The sequence below is a fragment of the Providencia sp. PROV261 genome (assembly GCF_028477945.1).
Taxonomy (GTDB): Bacteria; Pseudomonadota; Gammaproteobacteria; order Enterobacterales; family Enterobacteriaceae; genus Providencia; species Providencia stuartii.
This window is the reverse complement of the sequence record NZ_JAMPMC010000013.1, coordinates 76356-94721: the sequence shown is the minus strand read 5'-3', so window position 1 is coordinate 94721 and position 18366 is coordinate 76356. Positions and strand designations below refer to the sequence as shown.

Genomic DNA, 18366 nt, shown 5'->3' with positions numbered 1-18366 from the left:
AGTGGCTTGATGTATTCAATAGGGATAGGCGATAAATGTCGGTTGATCTGAATTTATTAAGAGTTTTTGTTTCTGTGGCATCTCAGGGCAATTTTGCTCGTGCCGCACAACAACTGTCTATGCCGACATCGAATGTTAGCCGGAGTATTAAGCAATTAGAAACTCAGCTCAATTGTCGGTTAATTGAGAGAACAACGCGGAATATGAGGCTGACAGAGCAAGGTGAAATATTATGGAAGCATAGTCAAAATCTCTATGCAGAGCTTGATGATATATTGAGCCAAATAAGCCATCGTGAGAGATTAACAGGAACATTACGGCTCACTATTCCTAGTGAGACGGGAAGCCTACTATTAGCCGACATAATCACCGATTTTGCTCTATTGCATCCACAATTAACTCTTCATTGTGATACTCAGCTTATGCCTTTAGATGTGATTAATGATGATATCGATTTATTATTAACGTTCCATCGGGGTGAATTAGGCGATAGCAGCTATCATTCGAAATTAATAAAAGCTTGGCCGAGCGTTGTTGTGGCGGCTCCTCATCTTATTGAACAAACGGGCAAGCCGAAAAACCTCACGGAGCTAGCTAATATGCCTTGTATTTCAAGTTTAAGTGCAATAGCCGGTCAGCCATGGATATTTATCGACCAACAAGAACGCCCTCAAAAACTCAATATTAATAGTCGATACCGAGTTAATAGCGGTATTTTAGCTAAAGTTGCTGCATTAAAAGGGATTGGCTATGCCATTTTAGCGATGGAATCTTGCCAACCAGATATTGAGCAAGGTTTACTTGAAGTTATTGAGTTTGATGAGCGACCCGCTCCGATTGAATTACGTGCAGTTTATGCGAGTCGACGTTCATTATCACCGAAGATTGATGCTTTTTTGCAATATTTAATCCCATTATTTGCCAATAAGAAGGTGTAATTGCCAGACTCAATCATGCTGAAGTATGGCGTAATTTCAGGGTGAGTCCTTTTAGAAAATAGCGCAGTAATTGGTCACCACATTCACGGTAGTTTTTATGTTCAGGGTGACGAAATAGGGCGTTAATTTCGGGTTTAGATACTCGAAAATCGGCTTTTTGGTATATTTCTATCATATCGGTATCTTTTAATGCAAAAGCGATACGGAGTTTTTTAAGGATAATATTATTGTTGATATGTGTTTCAACTGTCGGAGCAGGGTGGTTATCGCTTTTACCTCGACGAAAATAGACTAAACCGTTAAGGAAGTGAACCAAGGTTTTATCATTACACTCCCTATATTCGGGGGAATCATCTTTCTTTAGCCAACTTACTATTTCTGCTTTGGTCACCGTTAAACCAGAGAGCTGCATAATTTCCACCATCTGGTTATCACTAAGGTCTAGCATGTAGCGAATACGACGTAAAACATAATTATTAAGCATGGCTATTGATTTTCCATAAATTAAGTTTTCTAAATCAATCACCAATGATAGTTATCAATGTTGAGATTCAAAAATATTGAGGCGTTTTAAGAAAGGCATACTAGAGAGTAATTTTGTTTTTATCAATATAAGAATGCGTAAAATAGACGATTTTAGCCTACCTTACGCATATTGTGTCTGACGTTGAATTAGCCGATAAAATAGATGAAACTATAAAAAAAGACTAAGGTTAACCCAACAGTTAATAGCATATTTTTCAGTAACGCCGCGGCAACGACGCAAAATAAAGCTCCCCATAAATAGGGGTTATCAGGGAAATCCCGCAACGCATGATTATCTAACAGGATCACCGGAGCACAAATTGCGGTTAATAAGCAAGGCGCTGAATAACCGAGAGCCTGTTTAATAAACAGTGGCAACCTAACAGGAAGCTGTGGGATCAGAAAAACGTAGCGTAAAGAGAAAACAATAACCGTCAGTGTCAGGATCAATACCCAAATCATTTTTCTTCCTTAAGTAATCGAGAAACCATAACTGAAACACACATCCCCCCAACACCCGCGATGACAATCGCACTACTTATTGAATATAGTGAGAGGGTAACGGCCACAACTAATGAAAATATCACGCCACAAATTGTGCTTATTTTCTTTGTCAGTGGAACAACAATCGCTAATAGTGTCGCAACCACAGAAAAGTCTAAATGTAAGCGGCTTAGGTCAGTAATGAAATTGGCCATCATAATGCCAAGAAGGCTGGTGATTAACCAAACAATATAAAAACTGAATCCAGCACCAAATAAATAAGGAAAACTGAGTGGCTGCCGTTTAGCAGCACTAATAGCAAATAGTTCGTCTGTTAATAAAAAGCCAATGCTTAAACGTTGAGTGGCAGTAAAATCCTTAACATGAGGCCGCATTGTTAGGCCGTATAGCAAATGCTGTGAAGTAATAAAGAAGACAGATATAATAATAGTGATATAACCCGCCCCAGAATTAAGTAAACCTAAAGTAACAAGTTGTGCTGCGCCAGCAAATATCATCGCTGACATAGAAATACTTTGCCAAAATGAAAGTCCGGCTTCAACAGCCATTGAACCTGCTAAAACACCCCATGGGATCACTGCTAAATTCAATGGAGTCATGTGCAGAGCCCCATGAGTAAAAGCACGTTGCCATTGGCTACGTTGTTGTGAATACATTGATTTAATACCTTTTTTGCTTCGTTATTTTTATCATACTGTCGAGTTGAGATGGCTGATAGAATAAAATTGCTCTTGATATGAGTGTATTATCACCAATGCCATGGCATAAAAGTAAATAACTAGCCTTTAATTTACACAATGTGGACAATTTGCACGCAATATCCCCAGCTATCTTTTAAGCAATAATAAAAGCGGTTATTCAGCCGATAACGGAAATAAGGGCTTGCATAAATGAATGCCGCCACTGGTAATATGCCGCGTATATTGGCTAGGTGTGACCCCAATGGATTTCTTAAAATGCCGTGTGAAATGGCTCTGATCAGAAAAACCACACTGGTTTGAAACATCAGCAGGTTTCTCCCCTTGTAATAGCAATTTTTTAGCTTTGTATAATCTTGCTTGGATTAAAAATGTATGGGGGGTTGTGCCTGTATGTAATTTAAACTGACGTAGAAAATGCCACTGACTTACCCCAGCAATTGCTGCTAACTCACTTAGGGAATGATCCTGCTCTGCGGTGCTCATGATTAGGTCACAAATATCCTGCATACGTTGTTTTGCAGGGGGAATATCATTGGGTTGTACTCGGCTTTTGTTGTATTTCAAAATAAGCCAGCTCATTGATGAGAGTAATAAGGTCTCTTTGAATAAGGTGTTATTGGGTTGTAATAATAAATTAAATAGTAAATTTAACTGAGCTGCTAAACCGGGATCTTGGATCACTGCGTTAGGGAACCAAGGGATCACTCCGTAGTTATCCGTTTTTAAATCTAAGGTTAAGCGTTGAAACATTTCAGGGGTAGGATAAATAGCTTTATAGGCCCAGCCGCCAGCTACAGCAGAAGAGCCTGTATGGATTTCATCCGCATTCACCACAATAATGTCGCCTTTAGGTGCATAATGGTTTTCACCAGTACGAAAAAATTGCTGAGCACCATCTTCAATCACACCAATACAAAAGCCTTCATGGCTATGGCGGGAAAATTTTTGTTGATGGTACTGGGCTTCTATCATTTCTAAGCCACCCAGTTCTCGCAAATGAAAATAATTGGCACTTTCCATCCCAATACCTACTCTTTACCCATGATAAAAACGGAATATAAACACACAGTTATATTGCATTAAACATATGCTATTTATACCCTTAATCTTAATTATTTTCACTATCACTACCCAATGACCTATTTTGGGTTATTGTTTCAATGATTTTTAATATTACGGAATAAAAACCTAAGATAAATGTCAGTGTCAATACGATTCTATTTTTGGTTTGTTTCGTGAATTATTGGTTCATGAAAATCAATATTTTTAGATTATTCAGCCTAGTTATTGATCTATATATGGCATATTTGCCCATATTTTTATTTGCGTGTAGTGATATCTTTTATAGTAAGATAACCCCGTGTATCATAGTCAATATTAACTGAATATGTTTATTTTTTGTTATAACTTTTATTAAGTTAGCGGGTTCCTTATGCTTGAAAATCTTGGTATCACAAATTTATGGACGTATTTAATCGGTGTAATTTTTATTACATTGGTGCCAGGCCCAAATTCTTTGTTTGTGTTAACGAGTAGTGCAAAGTATGGCATTAAAAATGGTTATAAAGCCGCGCTAGGCGTATTTACGGGTGACGCGATACTGATTTTTTTATCGTTTTTAGGGGTTGCTTCACTGGTTAAAACATCACCTATCTTTTTTAGTGTAATTAAGTATGTTGGCGCTACCTATTTAGTTTATTTAGGAATAAAAACGCTGTATAGCGTCTTTCATAAAAAAGAGCCGGTTGGGGATGTGGATGCAATAGTATTAGCAGCGAAAGGAACATACCAAAAAGCGGTGTTTTTAAGTTTGCTTAATCCTAAAATGATCATTTTTTATGTGTCATTTTTTATTCAGTTTATTGATCCTGCTTATCCTAATGCAGGCATACCGTTTTTTATTTTAGGCAGCATTCTTGAAGCATGCAGTATGATTTATCTATCAATGCTGATTTTTGGTGCTGTTGCTGTTACTAACATGGTAAAACATAACAAAAAACTGTCTAAATTATCTAATAGCTGCATTGGTGCTATCTTCTTAATGTTTGGGGCTAAATTAGCGTTAGCCGCCTAGTTTTTAGGGTTATATGATGATGCCGGCCATGAGCCGGCTTTTTTATCACTGTAATCTCGAAACAATTCTCAAGTCTCTAATACAACCCGTCGTCCAAAATTGTGCTCTGAATTTCAGTATCATGTGATTTGGAGTGGAATTATTGCGGTACAAATGTGTTCAGAAATAGTCTGGCTAATGGAACGGTGAAAGAGCACGTTTGGCTTCCAACATAGATAAACGACATAATAAAATTAAAATTATTCTGTGAGAAAAGGATGTATACCTGATGAAGCATTTAGTCAAAATTGCCAGCCGTTATGCAAAGCCATCTATTATCAATGATTATATTGAATGTGGTTATGTTGCTGCCGCGCTAGAAGCGGAAGATGGTGAAATTTATACAGGTATTAGCATTGATACGGCGTGCTCTCTGGGTTTTTGTGCAGAGCATGGCGCTGTTGCTGAATTACTCAAAGCAGGAAAGTCGGTCATTAAGTCGATGGTTGCCGTTGATTCCGCTGGAAATGTTGTACCGCCTTGTGGGCGTTGTCGAGAATTAGTCAGTCAATTATCCAATAAAAATAAGCAGACGCTCGTTGGGGTCGATAATGAAACTCAAGTCACCTTAGAGCAATTGATGCCTTATGATTGGAAAGCCACACAAAATAGAGAACAATAGAATGATGACGCAAGAGGATAAACATTTCACGGCAACGGCATTGCTGCGTAATCAAAAAGGGGAGTTTTTATTACATAAGCATCGCAAATTAGGGTGTTGGCTCCCACCGGGAGGGCATTTAGAAGATAATGAAGAGCCTCAAGATGCGGTAATGCGTGAAGTACGGGAAGAAACAGGGTTAGATTGCCGCGTGATTGATTGCGCCTATCCAACAGCAACCAAGGTAACGGGTTGTGAAAAAGTCACTGCTTTGCCCATGCCTTTAGCCATCTTAAAAGAGTTTATAACTGATAAAGAAAAAGGGGATCATTGGCATATTGATATGGTGTATTTATGTGAGCTTGTATCGCCAGATAAAACGCCTGATCCTGCATTTTGTTGGGTGCCTTTTGAAGAGCTAGCCAATCTCAATATCCCACATGATCTACTGCAATTGGCAAGCATGGTAAATGAAACTAACTTGTTGAAATAAAACTTATTTTATATTTAAAAACAACAATGAAACACCGAGCGCCATTAATAACAGACCAATTATTTTATCCACCACGAATTGGTAATTGAGAACTTGGTTGCGTATGACGGGCGCTGCGAAGAATAACGCGATCAAACTGAACCATAGCCAATGAACAAAAGAGATAAAAAACCCATAACTCAAATTAAGCATTAATGAGTGAGAATTTTGGAGCACTTGCGTATATACAGAAACGACAAATAGCATGGTTTTAGGATTTAATGCATTAGTTAAAAAGCCCATTTTAAAGGCAGCAAATCTTGTAGGTTTAGGTGTTTCACCGGTTTCTGTATTGATTTTTTGTTTATTGGTAAATGAGCTAAATCCAATATAAATTAAATATCCCACACCAAATAATTTCACAATAGTAAAAAGCGTCGGTGAGTTCATGATAAGCAGTGTTACACCGAATACAGTATAAAAAACATGAACCTGCACCCCAAAGGCTATACCTAATGCTGCAAGCAACCCAATTTTTGTGCCATAAGCATAACTACTACGTGTCACCATGGCAAAGTCGGGACCTGGACTAATTACCGCTAAAATAGTCATGGCTGCCATAGCAATAAGTTCATTCATGTTAACTGTCCTTAATAGGTAATAAAAACTGATATTAAAAATTGCTGATATAAATCATCTTGTTTATTAATTAACTGTATTATCAATAGATTGTATTTAGTTAAAAAGCGATTTATGCTGACGTAAATCTGTCAGTTTTTGTTACCTATATGATGAAATTACCACCATTATCCTCATTACGTTTCTTTGATGCCGCCGCGCGTCATGGCAGCTTTGTTAAAGCGGCGGATGAACTCCATGTCACGCATAGTGCTATCAGTCGCCAAATACGTTTGCTTGAAGAACAGATTGGTATTGCATTATTTGAGCGGCGTAACCGAGCGGTTTTTTTAACGTTGGCAGGCAAAAAGCTATATCAAACAACGAGTGAAATCTTTGCTCAATTGGATAAGACATTAGCAGAGCTTGGCAGTGTCGTTGATAGTAATGTGGTGAGTATTTCTTGTGAACCCACTATTGCTATGAAATGGCTTATTCCTCGATTAACGCAATTTTATCAGCAATTTCCTCATATTACGGTGCATTTGATTGCGGCAGGAGGGCCTATTGATTTCACTAAAGCAGGTGTTGATCTTGCTTTTAGGCGTAATGATTTTAAGTGGAATAGCCATATTTATGCTGAAGAAGTGTGTCGTGAAAGGATGGGGTTAGTGCAGCGGCCCGATTTACATTGGCACGATGGCTCCAGCGACATTGCGTTACTGTATCCAGCTTCTCGCCCCTCTGTTTGGGAGCAATGGCAACAGCAGATGGGCAATAGTCAGCAAGGTAATCGACAGGTTTCATATGAACATTTTTACCTTTGCATTCAGGCGGCCATTTCTGGTCAAGGGGTTGCGATTGCTTCATTTTTAATGGTTGAAGATGAGTTGCAATCAGGTCAATTAACCGCGCCTTATGGTTTTATCGAAGATGGTTCAGCTTATTATTTGTTGGCGCCCAAACCACCTGTTGTCGGAAGTGCTTTGCACCTATTTATTGAGTGGCTAAAAGATTGCCTTCAAGAAAGCTATACACTAACCCAAAAGGAGTAGCACAGATTTTACTTTACACTCGAATTGTTTATTCTTTCAGCAAAACCATGTGATAAATAAAGATTTTGTCACATAACTATTTTATAGCGTGTTATATTTCCAGACTTGGGTTTGTCGGTTTATTAAGTGGAGTGAGTAATGAGTAAATTACGGGTAGGTGTCATTTTTGGTGGTAAATCAACAGAGCATGAAGTGTCATTGCAGTCAGCGAAGAACATCATTAATGGTCTTGATCGCGATAGATTTGATGTATGCTTAATCGGCATTAACAAACAGGGGCATTGGCATGAATATGATGAAGCTGATTTTTTAATCCATGCAAATGATCCCGCTCGTATTGCACTAAGTACGCCAAAACGCAGTATCGCTATTATCCCTGGTAAAACAACCCAGCAATTTATTTCCCTTGAAGATGCTCAGCCACTCCCTCAAATTGATGTTATTTTCCCCATTGTGCACGGTAATTTGGGTGAAGACGGCTCTTTGCAAGGGTTATTGCGTATGGCTAATTTACCTTTTGTTGGCCCAGGTGTTTTAGGCTCTTCAGCCTGTATGGATAAAGATATCACTAAGCGATTACTACGCGATGCGGGGCTACATGTTGCACCTTTTATTACGCTGACAGCGTCGGATCGCACTGAAGCCAACTATGAAGCGGTTGTTAAACAATTAGGCCTCCCATTATTTATTAAACCGGCTAACCAAGGCTCTTCTGTTGGGATCAGTAAAGTGACTAATGAGTCTGAGTTTAAGGCAGCATTGGATTTCGCTTTCTTGTTCGATATGAAAGTCCTGATCGAAAGTGCAGTGAAAGGCCGTGAGATAGAATGTGCGGTATTAGGGAACGAACAGCCATTGGCAAGTCCATGTGGCGAAATTGTTCTACATGATAGCTTCTACGCTTATCACACCAAATATATCGATGAAAATGGTGCGTCTGTGGTAGCACCAGCGGATTTAGATGTTGAAGTGAGTGATAAAATACGGGAAATTGCATTACAGGCTTATCGTGCACTCAATTGCAGTGGTATGTCTCGCGTTGATGTTTTCTTGACCGAAGATAATCACGTTATTATCAATGAAATTAATACACTACCAGGGTTTACGAATATCAGTATGTACCCTAAATTGTGGCAACAAGGCGGGATGACATATCAAGCGTTGATCAGCCGCCTTATTGAACTAGGCATTGAAAAATATCAACAAACCATTGCTTTAAAAACAGCGTGTGATGTTAATTAATTGACTAATATCGCGGTATTTTATTAGCGTGCGATGTCACGCTAATAAAACATCGGTTAGTTTATGCCTTAATCTCGGTGATGCTGCGCAACATTTTTTTGCAGGTGCGTTAAGAATAACTGGGTTTCTTTTGGCGTCGTTAATCGAATAAAACGTATATGTTGATACTGTTTATCCGCCATACTGGCTATCCTAGGCCATTTACTTTTGTGATAGGTCGTTATCATCCATATTAGGATGGAATCACGACTAAAAAAGACATTTTTCCACGACTCATAATTCCCTGTATCCGGCCAAAGCTCTTGTTTGCTTCTGATCCGTGAGAACACTCGACGCACCGATTGATAAAGCGTCCGTAAGAATGAGTAATCAAGCCAAATCACCAGCTCAACCTCTTTCCATTTAATGGGTTGTGTCCGAGTATAGTTACCATCAAGTACCCAGCCGTTTGGTGCATTTTGCAGGGCTTGCGATAATTTCTTATACAATTGCTCATCGGTTGCGGGTTGCCAATTTTTTTGCCAATGAAGAGCATCCATTTCTATATATGGAACAGCGTAAAGTGACGCTAATTGCCGGGCAAAGGTGCTTTTACCACTGCCACTACAGCCAATAACATTAATTTTCATGAGTTAAATCATTTTATGGTAGATATGCCGTTCAGGTTTACTGAAGGGTAAAGTTGCACAAAAGCGTTCTGGAAAACGAAGCTTATCAGTGAATTATTCTATTTGATCAAACAAAAAATGCTCAATGTCTTGATGTCACTATTCAGGCAAAACATAAGCAGTACCAACTTATGGTTCAAGAAAAGCGGCATTGGTTTTAACGTAAGAGACTCACAAGGTGCATGGTGATAACGACACCCACACCTTGTTTATTGCGATAAGAGATCAAACTATGCGTGATGTTACTAGTACTTTTGCTGCCGTAGGGGCTAATTGCCAGCCTAATAAATTACTTGCACCAGACATAGTTAATATAACGGAATAAAGGTTCAAATCCGAACTTTTTGTATAGGTCGAAACCGGCTTCTGAGGCATCAAGGAAGCAGTGTTCAACACCTTGTTGATGACAAAATGCTAACGCATAAGCGATTAATTGTGTCGCGTAGCCTTTCCCTTGGTGTGTTGGCTCCGTACCAATATCATCAAAACGTGCAAGGCTACCTTCAATAGTGACGGTCATCGATGTTGCTGGCTCTCCAGCGACTAAGAGGACAAGATGAAATTGTGGCGCACCTTGCAATAAAGCATCTTCATGATAGCGGACATATTCATTGACAACCTTATCGTGTTCATCCGAAATATAAAACGCAGATACTAAAGGCTTAGCCCACAATGAAAGGTCATGGTTCGCAAACACAATATCCACTTGATTTTCAGGCAGTTCTACAGGGAGTTGTTTATCAAGTGATAATGCCATTGCTGTTGTGACGCTGTCACGTTTGTAGCCTAAGGCGAGTGCCTCATTGACAATATCTTGCTGCATTTCTTCAGGAACAACCAGTGTATGATTTTTCTTTTGTGCAACAAAAAGGTGATGAGCCTGCTTAAATGCTTGAATCGATGATTCAGGTTGAAGATAAATAAAGTTAAATACAGGCGAATTTAGAGGGGTAAGGTAACATATAGTATGTTGTTCGATCTGGATACTGTGCTCACAAATCGATGTCCAAAATGTTTTTTCGATGGACTGATAATGCCTTAAGTAGTAGAGCGGAATATTCATGTTTCAGTTACCTGACGCAAAGCGTGTTAATCGATAGGGGCTAAGTGCTGTCTGCTCTATGCCATGTATTATTTCATCTTGTGCCAAATGGCAAATTAATGGTGCAAATGTGATAGCAGCGTGCATACTAATAATATATAAACCACTGAAATCAGCAACTTTACCGACAATTGGCATCTCATCCTGTGGCATAGGTCGCATTCCTATGAAAGCATTTTCTAAGCGTAATCTATTTGTACCTATAAATGAATTTTGAATAACGGATAGCGCATTTTGTGCGATATTCACTGCACTATGCTCGGGGCGCTCATCGATGTAATCCTCGGTACAACATAATTAGATTGAAATCATCGGATAGAATGATTTTGTATAAGCACCTTAATAGAGATTAAGGTGCATGTTTAATTATTGGGTTAGTCAGGGCGTTTTAAGGTGAAAATCTTATTTAATTGTCAGCTTTAGACTCTCACCAATTTAGAGACAAACGCAATAATGACTAATAATGCGGCGATCGTGAGTAGAGCGGTCGCTAATGTAAACTGAAAGGCAACAAAACCAATGGCGGCGGGGCCTGCTAAAATACCAAGGTAACCCAGTGTGGATACAGCAGGAACAGCTAACGCTTCAGGCATCGTATTTTGCTTACCTATCGATGAAAACATCACAGGTACAATATTAGAACAGCCAGCACCAACCAGCGCATAACCTATAATTGCGATGGATAAGTAAGGTGATAATACCGCGATCATAAAGCCTATACAGGCTAAAAGAGCGCCCCAGAACACCACCCGCGCAGAGCCGACACGCATTACTATTTTATCTCCAGTTAAACGGCCAATTGTCATTGTTGTGGCGAAGGCTGCAAAGCCCAATCCACCAAGGGATTCTTCTAGACCGTGGTGCTCGATTAAAAATACGGCACTCCAATCTAGTACCGTACCTTCCGCGAGGAAAATAGCAAAGCAAATAATACCAATGACTAGAACAATACCTTTGGGTATCGCGATAAGAGGGCCGGTTGGTGCATTGGCATAACTTAAAAAACCTTTGAAGCTGATAGACAGCAACAGTAACGAAACCAATGAAATAATAATTGCAGCAGCAATTGGTGGTGTACCCATTAATAAAATGGCACTCATAGCACCAGCCCCTACAATTCCACCTACACTATAGTAACCATGAAAACCCGATATGATCGGCTTCTCAGAAGCTTTGTCTACAATCACTGCTTGTATGTTCATGGCACAATCTGTTAGCCCAATACCGACACCAAAAAGCAATAAGCCAACAATCAATATACCGATATGTGATATTGCAGGGAGTAAAGGGAGTAGCAAGCAAAAGGCGATGGTCGAGGCCACCATCAGTTTACGACAGCCAAATTTTGCAGCAATAGCCCCGGTTAAAGGCATCGCAATCAGCGCACCGACGCCAAAGCAGAGAAGTAATAATCCAAGTGTGGCGTCATTTGCGCCCGTATTGGCTTTGACAAAAGGGACAATTGCTGCCCATGAAGCGGTCGCAAAACCTGCAATAAAAAAGATAATCCGTGTTGCCACTTGCTCTTTTTTGGCTGGTGGAGTAGTCGGTGTTGTTTCTAATAATTCAGGAGATAGAGTCATTTTATCAATATATTTAGTTTAGTTATTAAATTATCTATGATGAAGAGTATCTAAAAGTGGATCATCTAATATCGGGTGGCGTATTTCCCTTTTCTGTCCATTTCTTCTTATCAGTGCGATGGCCCATTTGTCAGTCTATATAATAATAAAGGTTAAAGGATCAATATGATAGGGTTCTCATGCGAAACCAAAAAAATATTATCTATACTTAGCTATATTGATTTTGAAAAATAGCACGGTATCTCGAATGAGATAGAGATAATCAGCATGGCATTGTGGTTATATGTATTAAATTTATGACTTAGGGAAGTATATTAGGTATTAATAGCGCCTAGTTAAACAAGATTAATCAATTAATGTGTTCGATTACTGTTAGATACAATACAAGTTGATCATTCAGCGTTAAGGCGTGTTTTTAGAAAAAATAGGACACGACCACTTGCAGCCGTGCCACGAAAATTGTTTCACAATAGAATATCAGAATGCAAAAGTCCCAAGTGCTGACAACAGAATTTAGTCAACAAAATAAAATAATAATATATGATAACGAGTATGCAATATTCAGCATACCTTTATACATTAGCGTTTTCTCAGCATAATGAAATATTAAATTTCATTATGCTTTTACCTAATTTTATTTAGTTGAACTTTATTCAGAAGACAGCATTTTTAGTCCATGTTTAGCGCACTCTGATGTCTATAATCATGTCGTTATATTTTATGATTATAAATACGGTAAAAAATGAAAATAGGCTCTGTTATTTTATTATTAGTGGCTTTTACACTCACGGCTCACGCAGAAAAGGGTCCTGAGTTACAAAAAATTCAGGATAAACAAGGGAAAGAGATACATTACTACATAATAAAGCAAAGCGATAAAACAGCAAAAAACGTATTAGTGTTGATCCAAGGCTCTGATTGCAAAAGTGTTATTAATAACACTAAGATGATAAAAAATTTTGGCGCGGCATTTCCTAATAATGATATTTTACTGGTTGAAAAAACGGGATTAGATAGCCAAGTTGGAAAAAATGAGGATGGAGCATTAGTCGAAAATTGTCCTGTTGATTATATGAAAAATGATTCTCCATTAGAAAGAGCAGAGAATTATTTATTTTTAATTAGGCATTTAAAAAACCATTATCAACATATTATTTTGCTTGGAGGAAGTGAAGGGGCGGTAGTGACAAATTTAATTGTTTCTAACACGGATATGATCCAAGCCTCCATCTCATTGAATGGTGGCGGTCAGTTTTTTATTAACGATGTTATTTATAATATTGAAAAAACATTGCCTAATGAAGAAGTCGCGCAATCTATTGAAGGTTTTAAACAATTCGCTAAATCTGTAATACAAAATAAATTAGATGATAACCAATTTCCGAGTGAACATGGGGAAAAGTGGTGGCGTGAAATGCTAACAGTGAATAACCAAAAACTGCTTCAATCGATAAAAACACCTCACTTAGTGATTCAAACAATGGATGATATCAATGTAGATCCCCATAGTGTTGTGCGAATGATGGGAAAATTAATAATCCACAGGTATCGTTTAAAACATATCAGGGGTTAGATCACTTTTTCCTCGATCAAGAAGGAAAGTCACAAACAGAATTGATTGTGAAAGATATTAACGAGTGGTATCAAACCATAAACTAACTACTGTTTTAACGCCTTCTCCAAAAAACCTTCCGGGGAGGAGGTTCATTATCAATACGCTAATCAAGATCGTCAGTTAGGCGCTTGCAAAATAAACACCGCCAATCTAATACAGTTTTCACTATTTTTATTTTTTAGTGGCATTGAAACCATGGCAGTTGCTCTTTTCACAGATAAAAACATAGAAACCTTGTTTTAAATAATGATTAAAAATGGTTTATGTGGGAATGAGTAGCCATCAATCCACTATTCAACAATAAAGCTGTGGTAACGAAAAAGGGGGGTAAACCCTAATTTTTTGTAGATAGATAACCCATCGCTTGATGCCTCAAGAAAACAACGTTCGACCCCATTTTGCGTGCAGGTTTTTAAAGCATGTTTAATCAATAAGGTTGCCAACCCTTGACGCTGATATTGTGTATCTGTACCGATATCGTCTAGGCGAGCCATGCTACCGTTTAAGGTTAGAGTTAACGCACTGACAGGGGTATTGCCATGAAATAATACATAGTGTAGAAGTTGCCCCTTTCGCTGTAAGGCTCTTTGGTGATAACGGATATATTCGTTGATGACTGTTGGATCATCCTCACTGTCAGGGGCTGCAAACGCAGTAATTAATGGCTGTGCCCATTCAGTCAGCTGTTCATTACTTAAGGTAATCCTATAGCCTTCAGGCAGTAAACAGTCAGTATGATCCACCATCTTTGATGAGGTTAGTACCATTGCCGTTGTTTCTCCATCACTTTCATACTGGTTCTTAGTCATAATTGGCGCGAGCTGTGGCAACACTTTTTCATGTACGACAAGGACATAAGGTTTTTTTTGTTCAAAAAACAGTGCATTGCCTGCTTTAAAATCAGCGATTGATGCGCCGGAGTGTAAGTAGATAAAACTAAAGGCGGGAATAGGAAGTTCAGAGAAATATGCGATAGCTGTATCACTGATGCTTACGGTATTTTTGCAAATTCCTGACCAGAAATGACGCTCTTGTTGATAAAAACACAGCTCATTATTTTTCATTCAATTATCTCATTTATCAGTCTTATTATCCTAAAAGCCAGTCTACAAGAAGCGGATTTTCCTTAATAGCGTGCCTCACCAATAGCGCATTTTTAGACCTATAATTTTGCTATTCTGTACAGTGGAACTGAAAAATACTATACTCCCCCTATGTATATGATGGATGACTAACGATGCCACATTCACCAAAAGAAAAAAAAGCGGTTCTGACTCGGGTCAGGAAATTAAAAGGACAACTGCTGGCACTGGAATCGGCTCTAGAAGATGAAGTGGAGTGCAGTGCTGTGTTGCAGCAAATTGCGGCAATTAGAGGAGCGGTCAATGGGTTAATGGCGGGGGTTTTAGAGAGCCATCTACGAGAAGGATTACAGGAGTCTGCAACTACGCAGAGCCAAAAAGAGTCAGTTGATGACGCTATTTCTCTTATTCGAACATACCTGCGTTAAAAATAAGGAATCAATATGAAATCACGTGCAGCGGTCGCATTTGGGCCTGGGGAACCACTGAAAATTGTTGAAATTGATGTGATGCCACCTAAGGCGGGAGAAGTATTAGTAAAAATTAGTCATACCGGTGTTTGTCATACTGACGCATTTACCTTATCAGGGGATGATCCTGAAGGCTTATTTCCTGTTGTGTTAGGCCATGAAGGGGCAGGTGTCGTGGTTGAGGTCGGGGAAGGTGTCACAAGTGTAAAACCGGGTGATCACGTGATCCCTTTATATACGGCAGAGTGTGGCGAATGTGTATTTTGTCAATCAGGTAAAACAAACTTGTGTGTATCCGTTCGCGCAACACAAGGTAAAGGTGTTATGCCAGATGGTACCACCCGCTTTTCTTATAATGGCCAACCGCTCTACCATTATATGGGATGCTCTACTTTCAGTGAATATACCGTGGTTGCAGAGGTGTCATTAGCGAAAATTAATCCAGAAGCCAATCACCAAGAGGTATGTCTATTGGGTTGCGGAGTCACAACGGGGATCGGCGCGGTACATAATACAGCTAAAGTTCAAGAAGGCGATTCTGTTGCAGTGTTTGGCCTAGGGGGTATTGGCCTTGCCGTTATCCAAGGAGCAAGGCAAGCAAAAGCAGGGCGTATTATTGCAATTGATACTAATCCTGCAAAATTTGAGTTAGCGCGCCAATTTGGTGCGACAGATTGTTTGAACCCTAACGATTTTGATAAGCCGATTCAGCAAGTCCTTATTGAAATGACAGAATGGGGTGTTGATCATACCTTTGAATGTATTGGTAATGTTAATGTGATGAGAGCTGCGCTAGAGAGTGCGCATCGTGGTTGGGGCCAATCCATTATCATTGGTGTTGCAGGTGCAGGACAAGAAATCTCGACGCGTCCGTTCCAACTGGTAACAGGGCGTTCATGGCGAGGAACGGCATTTGGCGGTGTAAAAGGTCGCAGCCAACTTCCAAGAATGGTCGAAGATGCCATGAAAGGGGATATTGAGTTAGCGCCTTTCGTGACTCATACACTGCCTCTGGAAAAGATTAATGAAGCCTTTGACTTAATGCATGAAGGTAAATCCATTCGTACAGTGATCCATTACGATTAATTGTCCGCAAGCCCGAAATGTCGGGCTTATCTTACATTCAAATTGATAAGGAGATTGTATGGAAAGGATTGAACGTCACGCCTGTTTTGGCGGCTGGCAAGATGTCTATCAGCACCATTCTACCGTATTGAATTGCGATATGAGGTTTGCGGCTTTTTTACCTTCTGAGGCAGCGAACAAACAATACCCGGTTATTTACTGGTTATCGGGTTTAACTTGTAATGAACAAAACTTTATTACAAAAGCTGGCGCACAGCAGTTTGCAGCAGAGCATGGTGTTATTTTGATCGCACCTGATACCAGCCCTCGAGGTGAACAGGTTGCTGATGATGAGGCATATGATTTAGGGCAAGGTGCAGGGTTCTATTTAAATGCAATAAGAGAACCCTGGGTTAGCCATTATAAAATGTATGACTATATTGTCTCCGAACTGCCCGCATTGGTCGAAGCGAACTTACCCGCCAATGGTAAACGTGCCATTTGTGGGCATTCTATGGGGGGGCATGGTGCATTGATGATTGGCCTACGTAACTCAGACCGTTACTGTAGTTTATCGGCTTTTGCGCCAATCGTTGCTCCCACACAAGTACCATGGGGGCAAAAGGCATTTTCTGCTTATCTAGGTGAGGATAAATCGCTTTGGTCTCGCTATGATACCATCAATTTATTGAATGAGGCGCAATCGACACCGCCGATGTTGGTTGATGTGGGAACGGCAGATCCTTTTTACCAAGAACAATTACAACCTGAATTATTTGATGAAGTGTGCAAGCGTAAACGCCATAATTTCACATTAAATTTACATGAAGGCTATGACCACAGCTATTATTTTATTGCTAGCTTTATTGGTGATCATATTGCATTTCATGCACGTTATCTTAAGTCGTAATTATCGGTTGGTGATGAAATTGTCATCACCAACCCCTATTTTTTATACAGGGATTTGATGTGAATACAGTGCCAGACACAATCACGTTTTATGAGCGGCTGCTACCTTTGGTTATCTCAGGTAAAAAAGTCATTACTATTCGTGATCAACATGAAAGCCATTACGTACCGCACTCAGTTGTTAAGGTGTTTGCTCTTGAAACGGGGAAGTACTATACGGATATAGAAATCCTCTCTGTTGAACCGATCGATTACGATGATATTTCGGAGTATCACGCAACACAGGAGGCGATGACGCTGGATAATTTAAAAAGCCTTATTCGTGAAATTTATCCAACAGAGCAATCACTGTTTGTTATCCATTACCGTTTAGTGGAATAGGATTAATTGAACGAAAAGATTGAGATAGCTTTATTTTTAAGCACATGTTTGGAGGGCAATTAAATGGTATCGAGGAGAGGCTATTTAAGGAAAAAGCCCCTCATACCGTGGTTAAAAGTTATTTTTGGCGTGCGGCGACGCGTTTTTTCATATCATTGAGTCGCTGCATCAAGGCTTCGATTTCTTCGGAATAAACGTCAGTAAACTCTTTATCGAGTACAGTGATTTCATCATCATAGACTTCGACAAAGGCGCCATCTTTGCGAACACCCCATACATGATTACCGTCACCATAGATTGTGAGTAAAGGGAGAACATCTGTGATTTCAAAACGCTCAACAAGCTGTTTATAAGCTTCTAAAATACTTGCCCATTCAGGGAGATCATCGGTATCTATACCAAGGAGCACTACACCACAATGGAATGTCCATGCAGGAGCCACATCAAATAATTTTGCTTCAGGCCATACAGACTCTTTGGCCATAATGCATAGCCCATTGGTTTTCATTGAGAATGTGGCGAATTCTTCAGGAATTTTAATCCCCGTTGATGTCTCAATAAAAGAGACAGCTTCTGCCGTTGGTGGAACTGAGGCAACGGCGTGAAATTCTTCTTTATTGATGGGCTTTAATGCCTTCCAAATTTGCTCATGAAATTGTTCTGGCGTCATGACAAGCTACTCCTTTCTCTATGATTTGTCGCGCAAATTTTATTATATAAAA

22 protein-coding genes are annotated in these 18366 nt (G+C 39.5%); 11 read left to right on the top strand and 11 right to left on the bottom strand.

Annotated elements, in window-relative coordinates; translation table 11 throughout:
* Positions 1 to 35 precede the first annotated feature (35 nt).
* A complete protein-coding gene (locus PR675_RS08970) occupies positions 36 to 938 on the top strand; it encodes a LysR family transcriptional regulator (protein ID WP_040133123.1) in 903 nt (300 codons plus the stop codon).
* 13 nt (positions 939 to 951) lie between these two features.
* Here PR675_RS08970 and PR675_RS08965 read toward each other — a convergent pair whose 3' ends face one another.
* The 4 genes from PR675_RS08965 to PR675_RS08950 all read right to left on the bottom strand — a co-directional run bounded on the left by PR675_RS08965 (position 952) and on the right by PR675_RS08950 (position 3688).
* Entirely contained in the window at positions 952 to 1422 is a 471-nt protein-coding gene (locus tag PR675_RS08965) for a DUF1456 family protein (protein ID WP_042116583.1), read from the bottom strand.
* Between the two features lie 188 nt (positions 1423 to 1610).
* The gene (locus tag PR675_RS08960; protein WP_060561005.1) at positions 1611 to 1925 is read right to left on the bottom strand and encodes an AzlD domain-containing protein; all 315 of its coding nucleotides are present in this window, start codon (positions 1923 to 1925) and stop codon (positions 1611 to 1613) included.
* Positions 1922 to 2623, bottom strand: a complete 702-nt coding sequence (locus PR675_RS08955) for an AzlC family ABC transporter permease (protein WP_004919733.1) — start codon at positions 2621 to 2623, stop codon at positions 1922 to 1924. Before PR675_RS08955 ends, PR675_RS08960 begins: the two co-directional genes overlap by 4 nt.
* A 198-nt stretch (positions 2624 to 2821) precedes the next feature.
* Positions 2822 to 3688: an AraC family transcriptional regulator gene (locus PR675_RS08950; RefSeq protein WP_060561006.1), complete on the bottom strand. Its 867-nt coding sequence runs from the start codon at positions 3686 to 3688 to the stop codon at positions 2822 to 2824.
* A 412-nt stretch (positions 3689 to 4100) separates the two neighbouring features.
* Between PR675_RS08950 and leuE the strand changes: the two genes are divergently transcribed.
* From leuE to PR675_RS08935, 3 genes are all read left to right on the top strand, one after another.
* Complete coding sequence (gene leuE, locus PR675_RS08945; RefSeq protein WP_036940216.1) at positions 4101 to 4742, top strand: leucine efflux protein LeuE; 642 nt, start codon at positions 4101 to 4103, stop codon at positions 4740 to 4742.
* Between the two features lie 268 nt (positions 4743 to 5010).
* A complete protein-coding gene (locus tag PR675_RS08940) occupies positions 5011 to 5403 on the top strand; it encodes a cytidine deaminase family protein (RefSeq protein WP_014658342.1) in 393 nt (130 codons plus the stop codon).
* Between the two features lies 1 nt (position 5404).
* Entirely contained in the window at positions 5405 to 5875 is a 471-nt protein-coding gene (locus PR675_RS08935) for an NUDIX hydrolase (protein WP_014658343.1), read from the top strand.
* A gap of 3 nt (positions 5876 to 5878) precedes the next feature.
* Here PR675_RS08935 and PR675_RS08930 read toward each other — a convergent pair whose 3' ends face one another.
* Complete coding sequence (locus PR675_RS08930) at positions 5879 to 6493, bottom strand: LysE family translocator (RefSeq protein WP_040133126.1); 615 nt, start codon at positions 6491 to 6493, stop codon at positions 5879 to 5881.
* 149 nt (positions 6494 to 6642) lie between these two features.
* On the opposite strand from PR675_RS08930, the gene PR675_RS08925 reads away from it, so the two are divergent.
* Positions 6643 to 7527 carry a LysR substrate-binding domain-containing protein gene (locus tag PR675_RS08925; protein ID WP_014658345.1) on the top strand — a complete coding sequence of 295 codons (885 nt, stop codon included), beginning with the start codon at positions 6643 to 6645 and terminating at the stop codon, positions 7525 to 7527.
* Positions 7528 to 7665: 138 nt separating this feature from the next.
* Positions 7666 to 8769, top strand: coding sequence for a D-alanine--D-alanine ligase (gene ddlA, locus PR675_RS08920; protein ID WP_004919748.1), 1104 nt, complete (start codon positions 7666 to 7668; stop codon positions 8767 to 8769).
* A gap of 68 nt (positions 8770 to 8837) precedes the next feature.
* Here the strand turns inward: ddlA and PR675_RS08915 are convergent, their stop codons facing one another.
* The 4 genes from PR675_RS08915 to PR675_RS08900 all read right to left on the bottom strand — a co-directional run bounded on the left by PR675_RS08915 (position 8838) and on the right by PR675_RS08900 (position 12122).
* Complete coding sequence (locus PR675_RS08915; RefSeq protein ID WP_053110207.1) at positions 8838 to 9398, bottom strand: adenylate kinase; 561 nt, start codon at positions 9396 to 9398, stop codon at positions 8838 to 8840.
* 328 nt (positions 9399 to 9726) lie between these two features.
* Positions 9727 to 10500: a GNAT family N-acetyltransferase gene (locus tag PR675_RS08910; protein WP_060561007.1), complete on the bottom strand. Its 774-nt coding sequence runs from the start codon at positions 10498 to 10500 to the stop codon at positions 9727 to 9729.
* Between the two features lie 3 nt (positions 10501 to 10503).
* Positions 10504 to 10692, bottom strand: coding sequence for an FAD-binding oxidoreductase (locus tag PR675_RS08905; protein WP_053110206.1), 189 nt, complete (start codon positions 10690 to 10692; stop codon positions 10504 to 10506).
* A gap of 266 nt (positions 10693 to 10958) precedes the next feature.
* Positions 10959 to 12122, bottom strand: coding sequence for an MFS transporter (locus PR675_RS08900; protein WP_004919762.1), 1164 nt, complete (start codon positions 12120 to 12122; stop codon positions 10959 to 10961).
* A 742-nt stretch (positions 12123 to 12864) separates the two neighbouring features.
* On the opposite strand from PR675_RS08900, the gene PR675_RS08895 reads away from it, so the two are divergent.
* The gene (locus PR675_RS08895) at positions 12865 to 13695 is read left to right on the top strand and encodes an acyl-CoA thioester hydrolase/BAAT C-terminal domain-containing protein (protein WP_272582731.1); all 831 of its coding nucleotides are present in this window, start codon (positions 12865 to 12867) and stop codon (positions 13693 to 13695) included.
* A gap of 332 nt (positions 13696 to 14027) precedes the next feature.
* Here PR675_RS08895 and PR675_RS08890 read toward each other — a convergent pair whose 3' ends face one another.
* Positions 14028 to 14801 carry a GNAT family N-acetyltransferase gene (locus tag PR675_RS08890; protein WP_004919771.1) on the bottom strand — a complete coding sequence of 258 codons (774 nt, stop codon included), beginning with the start codon at positions 14799 to 14801 and terminating at the stop codon, positions 14028 to 14030.
* A gap of 173 nt (positions 14802 to 14974) precedes the next feature.
* Here PR675_RS08890 and frmR point away from each other — a divergent pair, with 173 nt between their 5' ends.
* Genes frmR through yqfB form a run of 4 tightly spaced genes read left to right on the top strand, consistent with a single transcriptional unit; the run spans position 14975 to position 17644 of the window.
* Positions 14975 to 15247 carry a formaldehyde-responsive transcriptional repressor FrmR gene (frmR, locus tag PR675_RS08885; RefSeq protein WP_004919776.1) on the top strand — a complete coding sequence of 91 codons (273 nt, stop codon included), beginning with the start codon at positions 14975 to 14977 and terminating at the stop codon, positions 15245 to 15247.
* A gap of 15 nt (positions 15248 to 15262) precedes the next feature.
* A complete protein-coding gene (locus tag PR675_RS08880; RefSeq protein ID WP_060561009.1) occupies positions 15263 to 16375 on the top strand; it encodes an S-(hydroxymethyl)glutathione dehydrogenase/class III alcohol dehydrogenase in 1113 nt (370 codons plus the stop codon).
* A 58-nt stretch (positions 16376 to 16433) separates the two neighbouring features.
* Positions 16434 to 17264: an S-formylglutathione hydrolase gene (gene fghA / locus PR675_RS08875; protein ID WP_060561010.1), complete on the top strand. Its 831-nt coding sequence runs from the start codon at positions 16434 to 16436 to the stop codon at positions 17262 to 17264.
* Positions 17265 to 17323: 59 nt separating this feature from the next.
* A complete protein-coding gene (yqfB, locus tag PR675_RS08870) occupies positions 17324 to 17644 on the top strand; it encodes a N(4)-acetylcytidine aminohydrolase (RefSeq protein WP_036940233.1) in 321 nt (106 codons plus the stop codon).
* Between the two features lie 118 nt (positions 17645 to 17762).
* On the opposite strand, the gene PR675_RS08865 is transcribed toward yqfB, so the two are convergent.
* The gene (locus PR675_RS08865; protein WP_141173396.1) at positions 17763 to 18314 is read right to left on the bottom strand and encodes an SMI1/KNR4 family protein; all 552 of its coding nucleotides are present in this window, start codon (positions 18312 to 18314) and stop codon (positions 17763 to 17765) included.
* Positions 18315 to 18366: the final 52 nt, after the last annotated feature.